18 protein-coding genes are annotated in these 19,851 nt (G+C 71.9%); 2 read left to right on the top strand and 16 right to left on the bottom strand.

Features of this window, described 5'->3' with window-relative positions; translation table 11 throughout:
- Nucleotides 1–240: 240 nt before the first annotated feature.
- The 8 genes from ACFYT4_RS00715 to leuA form a co-directional block, all read right to left on the bottom strand.
- Nucleotides 241–1,065 (bottom strand): isoprenyl transferase, encoded by an 825-nt coding sequence (locus tag ACFYT4_RS00715; RefSeq protein ID WP_389263851.1) that lies wholly within the window; start codon nucleotides 1,063–1,065, stop codon nucleotides 241–243.
- Between the two features lie 37 nt (nucleotides 1,066–1,102).
- Complete coding sequence (gene recO / locus ACFYT4_RS00710) at nucleotides 1,103–1,849, bottom strand: DNA repair protein RecO (RefSeq protein ID WP_389263849.1); 747 nt, start codon at nucleotides 1,847–1,849, stop codon at nucleotides 1,103–1,105.
- A gap of 44 nt (nucleotides 1,850–1,893) precedes the next feature.
- On the bottom strand, nucleotides 1,894–2,616 hold the full coding sequence (locus tag ACFYT4_RS00705; RefSeq protein WP_389263847.1) for a response regulator: 723 nt from the start codon (nucleotides 2,614–2,616) through the stop codon (nucleotides 1,894–1,896).
- Complete coding sequence (locus tag ACFYT4_RS00700) at nucleotides 2,613–3,794, bottom strand: sensor histidine kinase (RefSeq protein WP_389264234.1); 1,182 nt, start codon at nucleotides 3,792–3,794, stop codon at nucleotides 2,613–2,615. Before ACFYT4_RS00700 ends, ACFYT4_RS00705 begins: the two co-directional genes overlap by 4 nt.
- 446 nt (nucleotides 3,795–4,240) lie before the next feature.
- The gene (locus ACFYT4_RS00695) at nucleotides 4,241–6,382 is read right to left on the bottom strand and encodes an MMPL family transporter (RefSeq protein ID WP_389263845.1); all 2,142 of its coding nucleotides are present in this window, start codon (nucleotides 6,380–6,382) and stop codon (nucleotides 4,241–4,243) included.
- A 116-nt stretch (nucleotides 6,383–6,498) separates the two neighbouring features.
- On the bottom strand, nucleotides 6,499–7,281 hold the full coding sequence (locus tag ACFYT4_RS00690) for an AraC family transcriptional regulator (protein ID WP_389263843.1): 783 nt from the start codon (nucleotides 7,279–7,281) through the stop codon (nucleotides 6,499–6,501).
- Between the two features lie 72 nt (nucleotides 7,282–7,353).
- Nucleotides 7,354–8,049 carry a TerB family tellurite resistance protein gene (locus tag ACFYT4_RS00685; protein WP_389263841.1) on the bottom strand — a complete coding sequence of 232 codons (696 nt, stop codon included), beginning with the start codon at nucleotides 8,047–8,049 and terminating at the stop codon, nucleotides 7,354–7,356.
- 292 nt (nucleotides 8,050–8,341) lie between these two features.
- Nucleotides 8,342–10,102, bottom strand: a complete 1,761-nt coding sequence (leuA, locus tag ACFYT4_RS00680; RefSeq protein WP_389263839.1) for a 2-isopropylmalate synthase — start codon at nucleotides 10,100–10,102, stop codon at nucleotides 8,342–8,344.
- A gap of 298 nt (nucleotides 10,103–10,400) precedes the next feature.
- On the opposite strand from leuA, the gene ACFYT4_RS00675 reads away from it, so the two are divergent.
- Together ACFYT4_RS00675 and ACFYT4_RS00670 are read left to right on the top strand one after the other, a co-directional pair.
- A complete protein-coding gene (locus ACFYT4_RS00675; RefSeq protein ID WP_389263837.1) occupies nucleotides 10,401–11,471 on the top strand; it encodes a M4 family metallopeptidase in 1,071 nt (356 codons plus the stop codon).
- Nucleotides 11,472–11,533: 62 nt separating this feature from the next.
- On the top strand, nucleotides 11,534–11,800 hold the full coding sequence (locus ACFYT4_RS00670; RefSeq protein WP_389263835.1) for a protealysin inhibitor emfourin: 267 nt from the start codon (nucleotides 11,534–11,536) through the stop codon (nucleotides 11,798–11,800).
- Between the two features lie 169 nt (nucleotides 11,801–11,969).
- Here ACFYT4_RS00670 and era read toward each other — a convergent pair whose 3' ends face one another.
- The 8 genes from era to ybeY form a co-directional block, all read right to left on the bottom strand.
- Nucleotides 11,970–12,923 carry a GTPase Era gene (gene era / locus ACFYT4_RS00665; RefSeq protein ID WP_389263833.1) on the bottom strand — a complete coding sequence of 318 codons (954 nt, stop codon included), beginning with the start codon at nucleotides 12,921–12,923 and terminating at the stop codon, nucleotides 11,970–11,972.
- A 257-nt stretch (nucleotides 12,924–13,180) separates the two neighbouring features.
- Nucleotides 13,181–14,161: a WxL protein peptidoglycan domain-containing protein gene (locus ACFYT4_RS00660; protein ID WP_389263831.1), complete on the bottom strand. Its 981-nt coding sequence runs from the start codon at nucleotides 14,159–14,161 to the stop codon at nucleotides 13,181–13,183.
- Nucleotides 14,162–14,221: 60 nt separating this feature from the next.
- On the bottom strand, nucleotides 14,222–15,577 hold the full coding sequence (locus ACFYT4_RS00655; RefSeq protein WP_389263829.1) for a beta-xylosidase: 1,356 nt from the start codon (nucleotides 15,575–15,577) through the stop codon (nucleotides 14,222–14,224).
- Between the two features lie 668 nt (nucleotides 15,578–16,245).
- Nucleotides 16,246–16,623: a cytidine deaminase gene (locus ACFYT4_RS00650; RefSeq protein ID WP_389263828.1), complete on the bottom strand. Its 378-nt coding sequence runs from the start codon at nucleotides 16,621–16,623 to the stop codon at nucleotides 16,246–16,248.
- 125 nt (nucleotides 16,624–16,748) lie between these two features.
- Nucleotides 16,749–17,510, bottom strand: a complete 762-nt coding sequence (locus ACFYT4_RS00645) for a hypothetical protein (RefSeq protein ID WP_389263826.1) — start codon at nucleotides 17,508–17,510, stop codon at nucleotides 16,749–16,751.
- 131 nt (nucleotides 17,511–17,641) lie between these two features.
- Nucleotides 17,642–17,995, bottom strand: coding sequence for an MmcQ/YjbR family DNA-binding protein (locus tag ACFYT4_RS00640; RefSeq protein WP_389263824.1), 354 nt, complete (start codon nucleotides 17,993–17,995; stop codon nucleotides 17,642–17,644).
- Nucleotides 17,996–18,047: 52 nt separating this feature from the next.
- On the bottom strand, nucleotides 18,048–19,346 hold the full coding sequence (locus ACFYT4_RS00635; protein WP_389263822.1) for a hemolysin family protein: 1,299 nt from the start codon (nucleotides 19,344–19,346) through the stop codon (nucleotides 18,048–18,050).
- The gene (gene ybeY, locus ACFYT4_RS00630) at nucleotides 19,343–19,840 is read right to left on the bottom strand and encodes an rRNA maturation RNase YbeY (protein WP_389263820.1); all 498 of its coding nucleotides are present in this window, start codon (nucleotides 19,838–19,840) and stop codon (nucleotides 19,343–19,345) included. The genes ACFYT4_RS00635 and ybeY overlap by 4 nt, the downstream gene beginning before the upstream one ends.
- Nucleotides 19,841–19,851 lie beyond the last annotated feature (11 nt).

Genomic DNA, 19,851 nt, shown 5'->3' with positions numbered 1-19,851 from the left:
GGCGGCGGGCACCTGACCCCGGGCGCGCGCGGCCGCGTCACCCGGAGCCGGACCGGGTCCGGCGGCAGTCATCAGGCATCAGGAGCCGGCCCTGAGGGTCCCGCGCCCGGCATCCGTATCCGGCCGTGCGGATACGGAGCGCCCGGATACGGAGCAGGGCCCGGATACCGCCGTCCATGCGGACCCCGTCGTCGTGGCCCGGCCGGGGGAAGCCCTCTGCCGGGCACGGTCATCCGCCGGTCAGGCCGTGGTCCGGCCGGAGACCTCATTGGGCTTCGCCCCGCCGAAACGGCGATCGCGCTGCGCGTACTCCAGACAGGCCCGCCACAGATCGCGGCGGTCGAAGTCCGGCCAGAGCACGTCCTGGAAGACCATCTCGGCGTAAGCGCTCTGCCAGATCAGATAGTTGGAGGTGCGCTGCTCACCGCTGGGGCGCAGGAAGAGGTCCACATCCGGCATATCCGGGTAGTACAGATACTTCCTTATCGTCTTCTCGTTCACCTTGGCCGGGTCGAGCCTGCCCGCCGCGACTTCCTGCGCGATCTTCTGCGCGGCGTCGGCGACTTCGGCGCGTCCGCCGTAGTTGACGCAGAAGTAGAGCGTCATGGCGTCGTTGCCCTCGGTCTGCTCCTGGGCGACCTGGAGCTCCTGGACGACGGACTTCCACATCTTCGGCATCCGGCCGACCCAGCGGATGCGGATACCGAGTTCGTCCATCTCGTCACGGCGGCGGCGGATGACGTCCCGGTTGAAGTTCATCAGAAAGCGGACCTCGTCGGGCGAGCGCTTCCAGTTCTCGGTGGAGAAGGCGTAGAGGGAGAGGTTCTTGACGCCCATCTCCAGACAGCCCTTGAGTACATCGAGCACGACGCCCTCGCCGACCTTGTGGCCCTCGGTGCGGGGCAGTCCGCGCTCCTTGGCCCAGCGCCCGTTGCCGTCCATGACACAGGCCACGTGATTCGGCACCAGCTCACTCGGGATCCTCGGCGGCCGGGCGCCGGAGGGGTGCGGCTCGGGGACCTTGTACTCGCGGCGGGACCGCCCCAGGATTCCGCGTCGTGCCATGCGGCTCACATCTCCCATGTTCTGCTTGTGCTTCTCGCTACTTCTCGACATAGCGGAGCGAGCGCAGTCCGCGCTCCAGATGCCAGTGCAGATACGCGGACACCAGCCCGCTCCCTTCCCTGACGTGCCGTGCCTCGCAGGCGTCCGCCGTCGGCCAGTCACCGGTCAGCAGCGCGCTGAGCAGTCCGACGGCCTCCGCCGAGGGTACGACGCTTCCGGGCACCCGGCAGTCACCGCAGACGACGCCGCCGGCCGCGACGGAGAAGAACCGGTTCGGGCCGTCGAGCCCGCACCGGGCGCAGTCGCCGAAGCTCGGCGCGTATCCGTTGACCGCGAGGGAGCGCAGCAGGAACGCGTCGAGGATCAGATGCGGGGCGTGCTCCCCACGGGCGAGGGCGCGCAGTCCGCCGACGAGCAGGAGGTACTGCTGCACGGCGGGTTCGCCCTCGTGGTCGGTGAACCGCTCGGCGGTCTCCAGCATGGCGGTGCCCGCGGTGTACCGGGCGTAGTCGCCGACGATCGCGCCGCCGTAGGGGGCGATGGTCTCGCTCTGCGTACACAGCGGCAGCCCGCGCCCGACCAGCTCACTGCCCCGGGAGAAGAACTGCACGTCCACGTGCGAGAACGGCTCCAGCCGCGCCCCGAACTTCGACTTGGTCCGCCGCACCCCGCGCGCGACGGCCCGCACCCGCCCGTGCCCGCGGGTGAGCAGGCTGATGATGCGGTCCGCCTCGCCCAGCTTCTGGGTGCGCAGGACGACGCCGTCGTCACGGAACAGGCTCATCCCCCCATTGTCCCGTACGGACGGCTCCGGTCCCCGCCCCGGGCTCAGTTCTCCGTGCGCTCCCGCGGCCGTCCCGTCATGAGGTCCGGGGACTCTCCGGGGACGACCAGGCCCGACTCGTAGGCGATGATCACCAGTTGCGCGCGGTCACGGGCGCGGAGTTTGCCCATGATGCGGCTGACGTGGGTCTTCGCCGTGAGCGGGGACAGTCCCAGCGCCTCCGCCGTCTCCGTGTTGTTCAGTCCGCGGGCCACCAGGGCGAGGACCTGGCGCTCGCGCTCGGTGAGGTCGCCGGGGCCGGTCCCGGGAACCAGCGGCGGGGCGCCGGGGGTGCTGAGGACACGGGCGATCAGCCGTGCCGTGGGGCCCGGGGAGAGCAGTGAGTCACCTGCCGCCACCGTGCGGATCGCGGTGAGGAGGTCCGCGGGGCGGGTGTCCTTCACCAGGAACCCGGAGGCGCCCGCCCGCAGCGCGTCGACGACGTGGTCGTCGGTGTCGTACGTGGTGAGGACGAGGACCTTGACGCCGGCGAGGTCCTCGTCCGCCGCGATCAGCCGGGTCGCCTCGATACCGTCGAGCTGGGGCATGCGGATGTCCATGACGACCACATCGGCCCGGGCGGTGCGGGCCAGTTCGGCGGCCTCCGCGCCGTTGCCCGCCTGCCCGACGACCTCCATGTCGGGCGACGACTCGATGAGCATCGCAAAAGAGGCCCGTACGAGCTGCTGGTCGTCGGCGAGCAGCACACGGATGGGGCTGGGGCTCATGCGAACGCCTCCGGTTGCTGGAGCGGCAGGAGTGCCGCCACCTGGAACCCTCCGCCGTCGCGTGGGCCGGTGGTGAGTGTGCCACCGACGCTGCGGGCGCGTTCGCGCATTCCGACGATGCCGTAGCCGGGAACGCCGCCCTCGCCGGCGGAGCCGTCGCCGTCGTCGGTGACCGTGACGCGCAGGGCGGGGCCGTGGCGCTCGACGGCCACGGTGATCCGTACGCCGGGGCCGCCGTGGCGTACCGCGTTGGTCAGGGACTCCTGGACGATGCGGTAGGCGGCGGCCTCGACGGCGGGCGGCAGGCGGTCGTCACCCGCGCCGAGGGTCAGCTCGGCCCCGGCGGCGGCGGTCAGTTCGGGCAGGGACGACAGATCGGGCAGCGGGCCGTCGTGGTCGGGACTGTCGGTGCGCAGGACGGTGAGGGTGGTGCGCAGTTCGCCGCGCGCGGTCCGGCAGGTCTCGGCGATGTCGTCGAGGGCCTTGGCGATCGCCGCCCGGTCGAGCCGGTCGGGGTCGAGGCTCAGCACATGGGAGGCGACGGAGGTCTGGACCCCGATGAGGGTGATGGAGTGGGCGAGGAGGTCGTGCAGATCGCGGGCGATCCGGATGCGCTCCTCGGCGACGCGGCGGGCCGCCTCCTCCTCGCGGGTGCGTTCGGCGTGCTCCGCGCGGCCGACCACGGAGGCGATGTAGCGGCGGTAGATGCGTACGTCGACGCCGACGACGAGGACGGCGATGATCCAGCCGGAGGTGCGCAGGGCCTCGATGCCCTGGTGGGCGCTGACGGTGAACATCACGCTCAGGGCGATCCCGGTGGTGGCGACCCCGACGAGGAAGGTGTGCAGCGGCCGGGCGATCGTGGCCAGGGTGTAGAGGGCGATGAGGGACGCGGGCAGCGGCGCGATATGGGAGTTGTCGAGCGCGTGGTAAGGGCCGACGAAGGCGATGGAGACCGCGGTCGTCACAAAGGGGTGGGACCGGCGCCAGATCAGGGGCACCACGACACCGGCGAGGAGGACCCAGCCGAGCGCGTCCGGCGTGCGCCCGTCGAAGGACAGGAGGCCGAGTACGGCGGAGAACACGCCGACGCACACGGCGATGATCAGATCGTTGCGCGCGCGGTGCGGCGCGGACAGCGGGTCGCGGCTGACGGCGGTGAGGACGCGGTCCCCCAGACGGGTCTCGCCACGGCGCGCGGCTCCGGTACCGGTGTGGGCGGTACGGGTGCCCGTGTGCGGGGCGGTACCGGAGCCGGTCCGGGTACCGGTGCGCGCGGACGGGGTACGCGGAGAGCCGGAGCCGGCTGCGGACCGCCGCGCGTCCCCGGGGCGCGGGCACCCGCGCAGGAGTCCGCGCGGAAAGGAGACGCGCCGCGTGGGACCCCCCGGGGCGCCGCCGGACCGGGCGCTCCCTGCCCCCGCGGTCCCGCCCTCCGGCTCATGTCCCCCGGCCTCGCGGACTCCCGCCGTACCACCCCCGGCCTCGCGGACCGACGGCTCATGTCCCCCGGCCTCGCGGACCGGGGGCTCCGGGGCTTCCGATGGTGGGTGCACGGTCTCCATCCTGGGGTACGGCCCCCGCTCCCGGGGACCCTCCCGGGGCGGGAAGCGTGCTCATGGCCTCACGGGCGGGGGGCGGGCACCGCCGCGAGTTCCCGCTCGCCCTCAGCGGCGGAAGGCACCGCGCCGGGGCGGGAGAGCTTCCCCGGCCACCACACCGTGCGGCCCAGCAGCAGGCTCGCGGAGGTCACCAGATACGTCCGCACCAGGAAGGTGTCGAGCAGCACCCCGACGGCCACCAGGAAGCCCATCTCGACCATCATCACCAGTGGCAGGTTCATCAGCACCGCGAAGGTCGCCGCGAGCACGATGCCCGCGGAGGCGATCACCCCGCCCGTCGTCCGCAGCGCCGTCAGGGCCGCCGTCGAGGGGTCCTTGCCCGCCAGGGCCTCCTCGCGCATCCGGTGCATCAGGAAGATGCCGTAGTCGACGCCGAGTGCGACGAGGAAGACGAACGAGAACAGCGGCAGGGAGGGGTCGGTCCCCTGGAATCCGAAGATCGGCTCGAAGACCAGCCCGCCCAGGCCGAAGGCCGCGCCCCACACCGCGACCACCGCGACGACGAGGATCACGGCGGCGACGAGGCTGCGCAGCAGCGCGATCAGGATCAGCAGCACCGCCGCGAGGACCAGCGGGATCACGACCGCGCGGTCTCGGGCGTTGGCGTCGTCGAGGTCGATCTGCTGGGCGCTGGGGCCGCCGACATACGCGCCGTCGAGATCCGCCCGCAGTTTCTTGATCGTGGCGATCTCGCCCGCCGACTCGGGCGCGTCCTCGGCGAAGACGGAGATCTCGGTCCAGCCGTCGGCGCTCCGGCCGCGTTCGACGGCCGCGACTCCGTCCGCGGAGCGCGCCTTCGCCAGCACGTCGCCGGCGCTGCCGGTCGGCGCGATCACACTGATCGGCTGGCTGCTGCGCTCGGGGTAGGCGTCGGCCAGGGTCCGCATCGCCGACACCGACTCGGGCCGGTCGGTGAAGCTGTCCTCCTGCTTGAGCGTCCCCGGCAGCTGGAACACGCCGAGGGCGAGCGCCCCCAGGACGACGGCACCGGTGACGAGGATCGCGACCGGCCGCTTCCCGGCCGATGTGCCCATGCGGGCGAAGAGCGAACGGCGCTGCCGGGGATCGCTCCCGTACGCGGGGATCAGCGGCCAGAAGACCCGCCGCCCGAGCAGGACCAGCACCGCGGGCAGCAGCGTCATCATGGCGGCCAGCGCGCCCACGACACCGATCGCGCCGACCGGGCCGAGGCCGCTCGCGCTGTTGAGATCGGCGGCCAGCAGGCAGAGCAGCCCGGCGGCGACGGTCCCGGAGGAGGCGAGGACGGCCGGTCCGCAGCCGCGTACGGCGGCGATCACCGCGTCGTACGGCAGGCGGTGGCGGCGCAGTTCCTCGCGGTAGCGGGCGACGAGCAGCAGGGCGTAGTCGGTGCCCGCGCCGAAGACGAGGACGGTCATGATGCCCGCGCTCTGGCTGGTGACGGTGACGTCGAAGCCCTGGACGAGCCCGTAGATCAGGGCCCGGGTGGTGATCGCGGCGACACCGACGGCGAACAGCGGCACCAGCCACAGGAACGGGCTGCGGTAGGTGATGACCAGCAGGACCGTCACCACGATGACGGTGGCGATCATCAGGGTCCCGTCGATCGCGGAGAAGACCTCCTCCATGTCGGTCTGGAGGGCGCTGGGCCCGCCGACGTCGACGCTCAGCCCGCCTCCGCCGCTCACCTTCCCGCGTACGTCCTCGACGAAGGCGGTGCGCGCCTCCTCGTCGTTGCCGGGCTCGGTGGTGACGACCGGGACCATGAGGGTGGCGCCGTCGGCGGACGGTACGGGCTTCGCGGGTGCCACCAGCCGGTGCGCGGCGGTGATCTCGCCGGTCTGGCGCTCCACGGCGGCGCGGTCGGCCGCGGTCAGCCCGCCGTCGCGGTGGTAGACGAGGACCACCTCGGTGGTCTCGCCGCCGGGCAGCCCCTGCTCGATCTCGGCGACCTGGGTGGAGTCCGCGTTCGCCGGCAGATAGTCCACGATGTTGTCGCGCTGGACGTCCCCGAGTTTGCCCGCGAAGGGTCCGGCGACGGCGATGACGGCGATCCAGAACAGCAGCACCGCCCAGGGCACGGCACGCCGCCGCCCCGGGGATCCCGGCGACCCGGGCGGTTCCGGGTTCGTCTGCGGATTCTGCGTCGGTGTCACGGGACCCATGGGTCGTTCCCCTTCGTCACGGGTGTCAGAACACCAGGCTCCCGTCGGGGAATCGGGGATTCGTCGGGCGCCGAGGCGAGATGACGCGTACTGCCCGGGGTGGCGGCGAGGGTCCGTTACTCCCCGGGGAGTACGGGCACGGCGCCGTTGAGGTAGCGGCTCGGGGAGGTGCCGACGGTACGGCGGAACGCGGCGAGAAACGCGCTCGCCGTCGCATAGCCGACCGTGTGCGCGACCCGGGACACGGGCTGCCCCTCCGCGAGCAGCGGGAGCGCGGCCCGCAGCCGGGCGTGGGTGCGCCAGCGGTCGAAGCTCATGCCGGTGTCGTGGACGAACAGGCGGGTCAGGGTCCGTCTGCTGACACCGACGCCGCGGGCGTGCGCCTCCAGGCCGCGCGGATCGGCGGGGTCGGCGAGCAGGGTGTCGGCGACGGCCCGTACCCGTACGTCGGCGGGCACCGGTACCTCGATGGGCGACGCGGGGAGGGGGCGCAGCAGATCCGGTACGACGGCCTCCGCGCGCAGCCGGGCGTCCTCCGGCAGATCATCGCGGCCGAGGTGGCCGATGAGGTGGGCGAGCAGTCCGTCGACGGCGACCGGGGTGGGCTCGGTCCAGTCCACGGTGCAGCGGCCGGGTTGGAAGTAGAGCCCCTTGAGCACGGCGTCGCGGGTGGCACCGGTCCGGTGGACGACCCCGGCGGGCAGCCACAGGGCGCGGGTGGGCGGCAGGACCCAGTAGGTGTCGTCGACGGCGACGCCGAGGACTCCGGTGCGGGTCCAGGCCAGTTGGTGCTGCGGGTGGCTGTGCGCGCCGATCCACTGCCCCGAGGTGAGGGGAAAGCTCCCGACCACGATGGCACCGAACCCGGCGGGCGCCGGGCAGAGCGGGGCTTCGTTCACGATGGGTGTCCTCACGACGCTACGGCTTGCCCCCGTAGCGTATCCGGGCCATCCCGGGACGGCGCGCCCCCGCTACGAGGACAGGGTTCGGGCCGTCGTCAGCAGCCGGGTGGTGTCCGTGAGGGGGAGCTGGAGCGCCGTGCCGACGGTCGTGAGGACCTCGCGCTCGGCGGGGGTGTACGGGCCGTCCGCGAGGGCGATCCGGGCGCCCTGGAGGAGGATCGACTCCCGTCCGGCGGACGCCAGGTGGGGAGCGAGCGGTTCCAGTGCCTCGTGGAGTTCGATGGCGAGGGCCGCGCCGAACGGCCCGGCGTCGGCGACGAAGCGGCCGGTGTCGGCGGCGAGCGCCTCGATCAGGGCGGTGAGCTGGTCCTCCGTACAGTCGTGGAGCCCCGCGGCACGCACGGTGGCCACCGCGGTCTCACGGACGGGGCGCGACGAGGTGCCGCCGGAGGCGAGGACGGCGAGCGCGACCGTGTGCACGGCGTCGCGGAGCATCGCGGAGAAGCGGGCGGTGGTGGGGTGGTCGAGCGCGTCCGTGCCGAAGTGCCCGTGGCAGGCGGCGCATTCGACGACGGGGCCGGCCGATCCGCGCGGCAGCAGCGGAATGCCCAGCAGGGTGAAGCGGCGCCGGCCGGTACGGCGGCGGTAGTTGCGGTCACCTCCACACGCCGTGCAGAAGAACTCCCCGTCTCCCACGGTGCTCCACGAGGTGTGAATGCCGCAGACCAGTACCTTCCGGCCACATACTCCCCGGTCTGCTCGCACTGCGCACCTCCGTAACTCCCCCGCGGCCCAAGGCCGCGGAAGGCACCACCACCACGGCAACACTGCCGCGTTGACGTGATGTTAGCCACAGGGATGTTGTGCCGTCAGCACCCTGGAGAAGGTATGCGCGGACATGGCCGATTCCTCGCCCATGCAAAGGCCCACAAAGGCCCCTACGAGGGCCATGCGGGGCCCATGGGGCCGGAGGCCGGCCCCGCCCGGGGCGGGGGCGGGACGGCCCCGGCGCCGTTTCCAGGAGGGAACGGTCCGGGGCCGAGGCGCAGGAATCCGCTCAGCGCGCCGCGCGGTTGACGGCGGAGACGACCGCCTTCAGCGAGGCGCGGGTGGTGTTGGCGTCGATGCCGATGCCCCACAGCACCTTGCCGTCGATCGCGCACTCGATGTACGAGGCGGCCTGGGCGGAGGCGCCCTCGCTCATGGTGTGCTCGGTGTAGTCCAGCAGCCGGGCGTCGACGCCCACCGCGTTCAGCGCGTCGAAGAAGGCGGAGATCGGGCCGTTGCCGGAGCCGGTCAGCACGGTGTCGGTGCCGTCCACGACCGCTTCGACGGTGAGCGTGTCCACGCCGTCGGTGTCGGTCGTGCTCTGCCCGGAGCGCAGCTGCAGGCGGCCCCACGGATTGTCCGGGTTGGGCAGGTACTCGTCCCGGAAGATCCGCCAGATGTCGTTCGGGGTGACCTCGCCGCCCTCGCTGTCCGTCTTCGCCTGGATGATCCGGGAGAACTCGATCTGCATCCGGCGCGGCAGGTCCAGCTTGTGGTCGTTCTTCAGGACGTACGCGATCCCGCCCTTGCCGGACTGCGAGTTGACCCGGATGACGGCCTCGTACGAGCGGCCCACGTCCTTGGGGTCGATGGGCAGATACGGCACGGCCCACTCGATCTCGTCGACGGTCTTGCCGGCGGCGGCCGCGGCGGCCTCCATCGCGTCGAAGCCCTTCTTGATGGCGTCCTGGTGGGAGCCGGAGAAGGCGGTGTAGACCAGATCGCCCGCGTAGGGGTGGCGCGGGTGGATCTCCATCTTGTTGCAGTACTCGCTGGTACGGCGGATCTCGTCGATCTGCGAGAAGTCGATCTGCGGGTCGACGCCCTGCGAGAAGAGGTTCATGCCCAGGGTCACCAGGTCGACGTTGCCGGTGCGCTCGCCCTGGCCGAACAGGCAGCCCTCGATCCGGTCGGCGCCCGCCATGATCGCCAGCTCGGCGGCGGCGACGGCGGTACCGCGGTCGTTGTGCGGGTGGACGGACAGACAGATGTGCTCCCGCCGGGACAGATTCCGCGACATCCACTCGAAGCGGTCCGCGTGCGTGGACGGCGTGGAGCGCTCGACCGTGGCGGGCAGATTGAGGATGATCTCGCGGCCGGCCTCGGGCTGCCAGACGTCCATGACGCCCTCGCAGACGTCCAGCGCGAAGTCCAGTTCGGTGTCGGTGAAGATCTCGGGGCTGTACTGGTAGCCGAAGACCGTCTCGGGGCCGAGCAGCTTCTCCGCGTACTCCATCACCAGCCGGGTGCCGTCCACGGCGATCTGCTTGACCTGCTCCTTCGTGCCGCGGAAGACGACCCGGCGGAAGGTGGGCGCGGTGGCGTTGTACAGATGGACGGTGGCCCGGTGCGCGCCGCGCAGCGACTCGACGGTCCGCTCGATCAGCTCCTCGCGGGCCTGCGTCAGGACGGAGATCGTCACGTCCTCGGGAATCGCGCCCTCTTCGATGATGGAGCGTACGAAGGCGAAATCGGTCTCTCCGGATGACGGGAAACCGACCTCGATCTCCTTGTACCCCATGCGTACCAGCAGATCGAACATCTCACGCTTGCGGGCGGGAGACATCGGGTCGATCAGGGCCTGGTTGCCGTCGCGCAGATCGGTCGACAGCCAGCGAGGGGCCCGGGTGATCCGGTTGTCCGGCCAGGTGCGGTCGGGGATGTCCACGGCCTCGTACCGGCCGTACTTGTGGATCGGCATCCCGGACGGCTTCTGGGTATGGGTCGTGTTGGTGATGGGCGTCGGGCGGCCGACGGACTGATCGGACATGGCGCGGGGCTCCTCGGAGGTCCGGTCTGGAAACAGGACGGCCGACGGTTCGAAGCAGCAGCAGATCCCGCGGGGAGGGGGTCGGCCTACGACTACAGGCCCTCGCCGCGGCAGCTAAGAAGGAGCAGCCCGAAACGCATGATGCGGGGAAGCATAGCCGAGAGCCGGGAGATCAGCGCCCTCGTATCATGATGCGGGACACCCCATGGTTTTCGGCCATGTGCGGCGCTTCACTCCATTTCATTAATCATGGTGGCAACTAGTGACAGCGCGGTCACGCAGTGCCACATTGCCGGGCATGGCAGACACGCACCCCATTTTCTGCACCATTGTGCCTCCGCATGTCCTCGACAAGCTGGCACGCGCCGGTGACCCGGCGGTCTCCGAGCGCGCCCGCCGCACCCTGGAGGCGGACTCCGCGCAGCGCACCCGCCGCCGGCTGACGGCGGTCGCCGGCCCGGCCGCGGTCACCTCCCCGGCCGGCGGGCCGTCGGACGCCCCCGACCGGCCGGACCGCACCGTCCACGACTGCCGCAACGGCACCCGGCTGCCGGGGGTGAAAGTCCGCGGCGAGGGCGACGAGCCCGGCGGGGACGCGACCGTCAACCGGGTGTACGCCGGCCTCGGCGCGACCTTCGAGCTGCTGCTGACGTCGTACGGCCGCAGCTCCCTCGACGGCCTCGGACTGCCGCTGACCGCGAGCGTCCACTACGGCCGTGACTACGGCAACGCCTTCTGGAACGGCGAGCAGATGGTCTTCGGCGACGGGGACGGCGAGATCTTCCTCGACTTCTCCCTGCCCGTGGACGTCATCGCGCACGAGCTGGCGCACGGCCTCACCCAGTACACGGCGAATCTGGAGTACTACGGGCAGTCGGGCGCGCTCAACGAGTCCGTCTCCGACGTCGTCGGCTCGCTCGTCAAGCAGTACACCCTCGGCCAGAACGCCGACCGGGCCGACTGGCTCATCGGCGAGGGGCTGCTGGCCCCCGGGGTGACCGGTGTGGCGCTGCGGAGCATGAAGAACCCCGGGAGCGCGTACGACGACGATGTGCTCGGCAAGGACCCCCAGCCCGGGTCGATGGACGACTACGTCGTGACCGGCCGGGACAACGGCGGGGTCCACATCAACTCCGGCATCCCCAACCGGGCCTTCTTCCTGCTGGCGACGCAGCTCGGCGGCAGGGCGTGGGAGCGGCCCGGACAGATCTGGTTCGACACGCTGACGGGCGGCGAGCTGGCGCCGGACGCGGACTTCGCGGACTTCGCCCGGCTGACGGCGGCGGCGGCCTCGGCGCGGTACGGCGACGGCGAGGAGAGCGAGGCCGTGCTGAAGGCGTGGGCGCAGGTGGGCGTGCCGACCGGCTGAGTCCCGAGAGGTCCGGGCGGGTCCCGGTTCCGCCCCGGACCGATCCGTACTAGAACGGGACCATGCTGATCCAGGTACGGCGCACGGGCGGATTCGCCGGCATCGAGCGGACCTCCGAGGTGGACACGGCGGGCCGCCCCGACGCGGACGCATGGCACGACCTGGCCGGGCGGGCCGTCGCGGAGTGCCGCGAGACCCGCCCGATCGGGGTGCCGGACGGGTTCGCGTACGAGATCACGGTGGACGGCCGGACGGTGTACTGCGCGGACCCCCGGCTCACGGACGCCCAGCGCCGGCTGATCTCCCGAGTGCTGAAGGAGGGCGCGTGAAGGAGCGGGGGTGCGTACCCCGGGCCCGGGGCCGAGGGACCCCGCCGCGGGGCCGGGGCGAGGGTCCGCCGCTGTGACGGCCCGGTGTACGGGACTGCTGCGACGGCCCGGGGTACGGACCGCCGTACGGGCTCGGCGGTGTGCGGGACCTCTGGGTGAGGGCGGCCCCTCAGAACCCCAGCTTCCGCAGTTGCTTCGGGTCGCGCTGCCAGTCCTTCGCCACCTTGACGTGCAGATCGAGGTAGACGGGTGTGCCGAGGAGGGCCTCGATGTGCTTGCGGGACTTGGTGCCGACCTCCTTCAGGCGCTTGCCCTTGGGGCCGATGATGATCCCCTTCTGGCTGGGGCGCTCGATGTAGAGGTTCGCGTGGATGTCCAGGAGCGGCTTGTCCTCGGGGCGGTCCTCGCGGGGGATCATCTCCTCGACCACCACCGCGATCGAGTGCGGCAGCTCGTCCCGTACGCCCTCCAGCGCGGCCTCGCGGATCAGCTCCGCGACCATGACCTGCTCGGGCTCGTCGGTGAGATCGCCCTCGGGGTAGAGCGCGGGGCCCTCCGGCAGCAGCGGGATCAGCAGATCGGCGACCAGGTGGACCTGCCGGTCGCCGACGACCGAGACCGGGACGATCTGCGCCCACTCGAAGCCCAGCTCCTCCGCGAGCCGGTCCACCGCGATGAGTTGCTCCGCGAGGGTCTTGGAGTCGACCAGATCCGTCTTGGTGACGATCGCGACCTTCGGGGTCTTCCTGATCCCGGCCAGCTCCTTGGCGATATAGCGGTCGCCGGGGCCGAGCTTCTGGTCGGCGGGCAGGCAGAACCCGATGACGTCGACCTCGGCCCAGGTGGTGCGCACGACGTCGTTGAGCCGCTCGCCGAGCAGGGTCCGCGGTTTGTGCAGACCGGGGGTGTCGACCAGGATCAGCTGGGCCTCGGGGCGGTGCACGATGCCGCGCACGGTGTGCCGGGTCGTCTGCGGCCGGCTGGAGGTGATCGCCACCTTCTGGCCGACGAGAGCGTTCGTGAGGGTGGACTTGCCCGCGTTGGGGCGGCCGACGAAGCAGGCGAAGCCCGCCCGGTGGGGGGCGGGCTCGGAGGACTCGATACGAACGCTCATGCCGTTCATTGTCCCTGATCCCGGGGGTCCCCCGTGCCCGTACGGCTCCGGGGTCCGGGCGGGACCGGTTCCGGCCGGACCGGGCGAGCGCCGGACCGGGCGAGCACCGGGGCCGTCGGGCGCCGTACCGACCGGCTCGTATCGCCGACCCCGCATCGGCCGGCGGCGTATCGCCCGTGCCCTGTACGGCCGACCGCGCATCACACGTCGCCGTACGGCCGGACCGGTCGGCTCCCCGCCCCGGTCCCGTATCGGTGCGGACCGGGTCAGCTCCGGGCCCGCCCGCGCGCCTTGAGCCTCATCCTGGCCCACACCCCCGTGCCGGTCAGCACCGCCACCAGGACCAGGGCCACCAGCCAGGGCAGCGCGAAGTAGGAGACGCGCGCGGACTCCCGTACGTCCTCGGCGGTCGCGGTGAGCCGGACCTCGCCCCACTCGGCATGGGGCGCGCCCGACCAGCGTTCCGTGAGCCGGATCTTCTGGCGCGGCAGCAGCTCCGAGGGGATCCTCTTCAGGTCCCGGGCGAGCAGATCGCGGCCGAAGAGTCCCTCGGCCTTGAGGGCGACCTTGGGGTTGAGGGTCACATTGCCCCGGTTGTGGAGCGTGTACGAGATCAGGGCGCTGCTCTCGCCGGTACCGGGCACCAGGGGCCGGTCGTGGCTGAGCCGGACATCCTCGACGGCGAGCCCGGGGACGGTGGGCCCGTTGACCCGCAGATAGACCCGCGCGCCGACGGCCTGCTGGATGCCGACGGCGACGGCGCCCTGCGAGGGGCTGATCCGCTCGTCGAGCGCGACCAGCGCGCCGGGGTGGTCGCCGGGCTCGGCGGACTCCGGGACGGCGAGGGTGTAGGACACGGTCACCGAGCCGCGCGGGGGCACGGTCACCCGGTCGCGTTCGGGCCTGATCCACGCGCCGACTCCGCGCTGCTTCTCGTTCAGGGTGCGTACGGCGAAGCCGCCGTCGCGTTCGGTGTTGTACGCGTCGGCCGCGTACAGCCGGAAGTTCAGGGGGGCCGAGGTCTTGTTGCTGATCGTGACCCGGTCCGTGAGGCGGGTGCCGGGGTCGGCGGTGAGATAGAAGTACGGCCGCCGGCCCAGCTCCTCGGCGGAGGGGTAGACGGACCACTCCCCGTTCTCCGCGGCCCGCGCCGAGGGGGGCGGAAAGACGCCGGGGACGAGGCCGGCGAACAGGGCGGCCAGGACCGGAAGCAGGACGTACCACGGGCGCGCGTGCGATCTGGGCATGGTGCGGAGCCCCCAGGGACGAGGCGGGCCGACCGGGTGCGCGCCCGGCCCGCCGGGCGGTCAGGTGAGCGTGAGCGTCAGCACACCGGAGTAGGTGCCGGGCGCGGTGAACGCCGGGACGTCCAGCGAGACCTTCGCGTCCACGGTGAACTCACCGCCGGTGAGCGTGCCGTTGGGGGTGGACGCCAGGGTCGCGCCCCCGCCGCCGACGGCTCCCGTGGAACCGGGCACACAGGTGCTCGGGCTGCCCTGCTTGGTGGCGCACGCAGGGGTCCAGCTGAGCTTTCCGGCGTCGATCTTCCCGCCGGGTCCGGTGAAGTCGGTGACCTTGCCGGTCAGGGACCAGCCTGCGGGGCCGCCGCGGAAGTCCTTGACGGTCACCTGCTGGAGATCGCCGTTCGCCGCCCCGCCCGTGCCGAAGTCCACCGCCGAGAGCTGGACGGTGTCACCGGCCTGGGACATGGAGAGGGTGCCCGCGGCCACGGTGGCGTTGAGCTTCTGGCTGTTCTCCGGCAGCGGGGTGTCGTCGACGACGGTGTACGCCGCCGGGCCCGCGCCCTTGTCGGCCGACCAGGACGCGCCCTCGTACGCGACGATGCCGGTGGTCGCCTTGTCGTTCACCTTGAGGCGGGCGGTGAAACCGCCGTTGGCGTCCGCCTTGAACGTCATCCTGTCGGCGGTCTCGGCCGCGCCCGCCCGGCCCGCGACGGTGACGTCCGCGAGCGGGGAGAACTTCGACCCGGTGACGGTCACACGGTCCCCGGGCTTTCCGGAGGCCGTGCCGAGGGAGATCGCGCGCTCGTTGGCGCCGGGCTGCTCCTCGGCGGTGAGGGTCTGGGAGACCGGCGCGGGCGGGTTCTTCACCGAGCAGGGTGTGTCCAGCTCCATGATGAAGCTGGTGTGGATGTTGTAGTCGCCGGGCGAGAGGGTGATCGAGCCGGGCGCGGTGACCGTGAAGGTGCCGGTCATCTCGAACGCCGGGAAGGCCCCCTTGCCGGGCACCGGCGGGTTCTTCTTGGGGCCGGTGACCGTGACGCTGCCGGACTGGGCGCCGCCGATGGCGACCTTTCCGCTGGGCGTCATGATGTCGGCGGGGAGCGCGAGGTCGACCGGGTTGCTCGCGGCCGGCTTGGTGACCTTGTACGTGACCGTGACGGTGTCGCCGACCTTGGGCGAGGCGTTGTCGACGGTGATCTGGGCGGTGGTGGTTCCCTCGATCGGCGGGAGACCGGCGATGTCCGGCGGGATGCACCGGGTGAGGAAGTCGACCGGCACCGACGAGGCCAGCGCGGTGGCGGGTGCGGCGAGCGCGGCCGTACCCGCGAGGAGCGCGGCCGTGCCCAGTGCGGCGGTCCAGCGCCGGACACCGGACCGCCGGACGGCTGGTCTTCGCGCGTTTCGGGTGGCTGAAGCCATGTGATTTGCCCCCTTCGGAGGAATTCAGGTGGCCATTGACGTGGTGCGGCAACAAGAAGTCAATGGAATCGAAATGCGCTATCTGATGACCCATCAGATGCTGTCAAGATCACGGCGGCGTCCGGTGGCGGGGCCGCGACGGGTCCGGTCCGCCGGGGCGGGGCGGAGGGGCGGTCGGGGCGGGCGCCGTTGTTTCCCGGCGGGCGGGCTTGACTGTTCCGGCGGGCGGGCGCGGTTGTTTCCGGACGGAAAGCGGAAGCGGCGCCACCGCCGAAGGGCCGCCGCCGAAGGGCCACCGGCCGGGTGCCGGGCGGGGCGTACGGGGGTCGCGGGGGAAGGCCGGGCCACGAGGTGTACGGGAGCAGGGAAGACCCGTGGCGGACCGGGGCGCCCGGCGAAACACACTGCGGAGGGGCTCCGCACGGAGGCGCGGACCGGCGGAGGACCGCGACGCGGGCGGGATGCGGGCGACGCGCGGACGGGAGAGGACGGCGGCCCGCTCACCGGGCTCGGACCGCTCGGGCGGGTCCCCCGGGCCGCCGGTGCCACCTCGGCGTCACGGGCCGCCGGCGCAGACGGCGCAGGCGGGGAGAAGTCCCCGGAGCGGAAAGGGAGCCGGGGCGAACCGGTCGGGCCCGCTCCCCCGGAGCGGGTGGTCCGCGGGTGGGTCAGCCCGCCGTCACGGCCGCCTTCAGCTGTCCGTCGGGCCCGGCGAGCAGCACCGGGGTCGCGGGCCCGCCCAGGTCCCGTACGGCCGCGCGGTCCTCGTCCGTCAGCGCGCCGGCCTCGGAGACCACGGCGGCGGCCTCCAGGGACGTCGCGCCACTGGCCACGGCCATGGCGACGGCCGTCCGCAGCGCGCTGAGCCCGAGCGACTCCAGGTCGACGGTCCCCGCGACATAGGTGCGCCCGGTCTCGTCCCGTACGGCGGCACCCTCGGCCACGCCGTTACGGGCCCGGGCACTGCGCGCCAACGTGATGATCTTGCGGTCCTCGGGGCCGAGGCCGACGGGGGCGCCGCCCTGGGGTTCGGTGCTCTGGGTCATGCCCCGAGCATAGATCGCGCCCGCCGAGGGCCCGGTGAGGGCCCCGGACCGGGCCTCACCGGGCCGGCAGCCTCAACGGCCCTATCGGGCCCACCGGGCGGGCTCCGCCGGACGACGGAGCCCGATCAGCTCCCGGCGCCCCTGACGAACCTGTCGCCGACGCGCTTGACGAGGTCGTCGAAGCTCTTGTGTCCGGCCGCGTCCCCCGGGACAAAAACGAACCGGGTCGCCCCGGAGCCCTGGCGCGCGGCCACGATGTCGACCTCGAACGTGACGGGAGAGCCGGTCGCGGTCATCTTCAGCCGGAACGCGTGGGACTCCTCGCCCACCTTCGGAGCCGTGATCTTGCGGACCGTGACACTCGTCTTGTCGCCCTCGTCCGTGAAGGAGAACGCGGTGCAGGTCTCCAGCGCGGTGCCGATCGCCTTCGTGTAGTCCTCGGCGCCGCCGCCGGAGAAGGTGAAGACCTGCTGGCTGAACAGCGAGTTCCCGCCGTCGCCCTCGAAGTCGACGTTGCCGCCGATCGTGGCCCCGTCGATCGCGCCGCCCATGAAGACGACGATCGGCTGGCACTCCTTCTTGTCCGCCGTGAACCTCTCGTCGTTGGCAGTGGAGCCGCTCTTCGTGAAACCGGCCGGAAGGTCCTGGGCCGTGGCCGTCGCGGCCTTCATCTGCGCCGCGGTCAGGGGCTCGGCGTCCGAGGCACCGTCCTTCGGCTCGTCCTTCGGCTGATCCTCCGGAGCGTCCTTCGGCTGGTCGGTGGCCCTCTCCCCGGCGGACTCGCCCACCGACTTCTTCTCCCCGTCGGAATCCCCGCAGGCAGCGGCGGTGAGACAGAGGGCGGAGACGGCGGCGACCGCGAAAGCGCGGCGTATGCGGGTACGCATGTGGTGATCCCCCTGAGAACGGTGCCCGGGGGACGTCCCCCGTTGTGACCGGCTGAGAATAGCCGCCCGCCGAGAGGGGCCGGCCACCGAATTCGGTACGGGACCGGCAAGCCGGCGGACGCGGAACGGGATCAGGGCCGGTCGAGCCGCAGCCTCACCGCTCTGGGGAGACCCGCCACCACCAGGTCGTACGAGTCCTCGATCAGCTCCCTGACCAGCCGGTCCGGGAGATCGGCCACCGTGACCGTGTTCCAGTGGCGCTTGTTCATGTGATAGCCGGGAGCGATCGCCGGATGCTCGGCGCGCAGCTGGACCGCGAGTTCCGGATCGCATTTCAGATTGACCGTCAGGGGTTCGCGGTCCAGCGCGCTGAGGGCGAACATCTTTCCGGCCACTTTGAAGACCGAGGTCTCTTCGCCGAAGGGGAAGTCCTCGACCACGTCGTTGAACTCCAGACAGAACGCCTTCAGCTCCCGGGCCCTCACGCGCCCGCCCCCGTACCGCGCCGGGTGCTCCCCGGGCCGTGTGCCGCCGCCCTCATGCCGCGTGCTCCCCTTCCCGATGGGCCTCGACCGGCTCGGCGAGGACCGTCACGATCTTGTTGCGGCGGCCCGCCGGGGACTCGGCCGTCAGCCGCAGCGCCCGTCCGTCGGGCAGGTCCACCAGCGCACTCGCGCCCGCGATCGGAACCCGCCCCAGGGCCTTCGCCAGCAGTCCGCCGACGGTCTCCACGTCCTCGTCGTCCAGTTCGTCCATCCCGTACAGCTCGCCCAGATCCCCGATGTCGAGACGGGCGGTCACCCGGAAACGGCCGTGGCCCAGGTCCTCGACCGGCGGCAGCTCCCGGTCGTACTCGTCCGTGATCTCGCCGACGATCTCCTCCAGGATGTCCTCGATCGTGACGATGCCCGCCGTACCGCCGTACTCGTCGATGACGACGGCGACATGGTTGCGCTTCTGCTGCATCTCGCGGAGCAGATCCCCCGCGTTCTTGGTGTCGGGCACGAAGACCGCGGGCCGCATCGCCGTGGAGACCAGGTCGGCCTCGGCCTCCCGGTTGATGTGCGTCTTGCGGACGAGGTCCTTGAGATAGACCACGCCCACGATGTCGTCCTCGTTCTCGCCGGTGACGGGGATACGGGAGAAACCGGAGCGCAGCGCCAGAGTGAGCGCCTGCCGGACGGTCTTGTACCGCTCGATGGAGATCAGATCGGTGCGCGGCACCATCACCTCCCGTACGAGCGTGTCGCCCAGTTCGAAGACGGAGTGCACCATCCGGCGCTCGTCGTCCTCGATCAGGGACTCCTGCTCGGCGAGGTCCACCATGGCCCGCAGCTCGGCCTCGCTCGCGAACGGGCCCTTGCGGAATCCCTTGCCGGGCGTGAGCGCGTTGCCGATGAGGATCAGCAGCTGGGGAACGGGCCCCATGATCCTGGCCAGCGGCAGCAGGACGTACGCGGCGGCCGTGGCGGTGTTCAGCGGGTGCTGGCGGCCGATGGTGCGCGGGGAGACGCCCACCGCGACGTAGGAGACGAGGACCATCACGCCGATCGCGACGGTCAGCGCCTCCCAGGTCTCGGAGAACTCCTGGAGGCAGGCGTACGTCACCAGGACGCCCGCCGCCATCTCGCACGCCACCCGCACCAGGAGGGCGACGTTGAGATAGCGCGTCGGGTCGGCCGCGACCTGTTCCAGTCCGGCCGCTCCGCGCCGCCCGGAGCGCACGGCCTCGGCGGCCCGGAAGCCGGAGACCCGCGCGATGCCCGCCTCCGCGCACGCCGCCAGCCAGGCGACGACGACCAGCAGGACCGCGCCGGTGATCAGTGGGGCGCTCATGACACGGTCGGCGCCGGGGAGGGGCCGGTGAGGCCCTTCTCCGCCCGCCAGCCGTCGACGATGGCCGCCTGGAGCCCGAACATCTCCGCCTTCTCGTCCGGCTCCTCGTGGTCGTACCCCAGCAGATGCAGCACTCCGTGGACCGTCAGAAGCTGGAGCTCCTCGTCCATGGAGTGCTGTGTCGGGGCCTGCTCCCCCTGCTGTCTGGCGACTTCGGGGCAGAGCACGATGTCACCGAGGAGCCCCTGGGGGGGCTCCTCGTCGTCCTTGACCGGGGGACGCAGCTCGTCCATCGGGAAGGACATGACATCCGTCGGGCCCGGGAGGTCCATCCACTGGAGGTGCAGTTGCTCCATGGCCTCGGCGTCCACGACGATCACCGACAGCTCGGAGAGCGGGTGGATGCGCATTCTGGCGAGCGCGTAGCGGGCCACATCGAGCACCGCCTGCTCGTCGACCTCGGTTCCGGACTCGTTGTTGACGTCGATCGACATGGTGTGGTTCG

The organism is Streptomyces sp. NPDC004609 (assembly GCF_042873655.1).
Lineage (GTDB): Bacteria > Actinomycetota > Actinomycetes > Streptomycetales > Streptomycetaceae > Streptomyces.
The sequence above is the reverse complement of the archived record's forward strand: the minus strand, read 5'-3'. Positions and strand labels throughout refer to the sequence as shown.

Coding starts and splice junctions, on each gene's coding strand:
- ACFYT4_RS00715 (WP_389263851.1), bottom strand. CDS start 1,065: ATGGCACGACGCGGAATCCTGGGGCGGTCCCGCCGCGAGTACAAGGTC.
- recO (WP_389263849.1), bottom strand. CDS start 1,849: ATGAGCCTGTTCCGTGACGACGGCGTCGTCCTGCGCACCCAGAAGCTG.
- ACFYT4_RS00705 (WP_389263847.1), bottom strand. CDS start 2,616: ATGAGCCCCAGCCCCATCCGTGTGCTGCTCGCCGACGACCAGCAGCTC.
- ACFYT4_RS00695 (WP_389263845.1), bottom strand. CDS start 6,382: ATGGGTCCCGTGACACCGACGCAGAATCCGCAGACGAACCCGGAACCG.
- leuA (WP_389263839.1), bottom strand. CDS start 10,102: ATGTCCGATCAGTCCGTCGGCCGCCCGACGCCCATCACCAACACGACC.
- ACFYT4_RS00675 (WP_389263837.1), top strand. CDS start 10,401: ATGGCAGACACGCACCCCATTTTCTGCACCATTGTGCCTCCGCATGTC.
- ACFYT4_RS00670 (WP_389263835.1), top strand. CDS start 11,534: ATGCTGATCCAGGTACGGCGCACGGGCGGATTCGCCGGCATCGAGCGG.
- era (WP_389263833.1), bottom strand. CDS start 12,923: ATGAACGGCATGAGCGTTCGTATCGAGTCCTCCGAGCCCGCCCCCCAC.
- ACFYT4_RS00660 (WP_389263831.1), bottom strand. CDS start 14,161: ATGCCCAGATCGCACGCGCGCCCGTGGTACGTCCTGCTTCCGGTCCTG.
- ACFYT4_RS00655 (WP_389263829.1), bottom strand. CDS start 15,577: ATGGCTTCAGCCACCCGAAACGCGCGAAGACCAGCCGTCCGGCGGTCC.
- ACFYT4_RS00650 (WP_389263828.1), bottom strand. CDS start 16,623: ATGACCCAGAGCACCGAACCCCAGGGCGGCGCCCCCGTCGGCCTCGGC.
- ACFYT4_RS00645 (WP_389263826.1), bottom strand. CDS start 17,510: ATGCGTACCCGCATACGCCGCGCTTTCGCGGTCGCCGCCGTCTCCGCC.
- ACFYT4_RS00635 (WP_389263822.1), bottom strand. CDS start 19,346: ATGAGCGCCCCACTGATCACCGGCGCGGTCCTGCTGGTCGTCGTCGCC.
- ybeY (WP_389263820.1), bottom strand. CDS start 19,840: ATGTCGATCGACGTCAACAACGAGTCCGGAACCGAGGTCGACGAGCAG.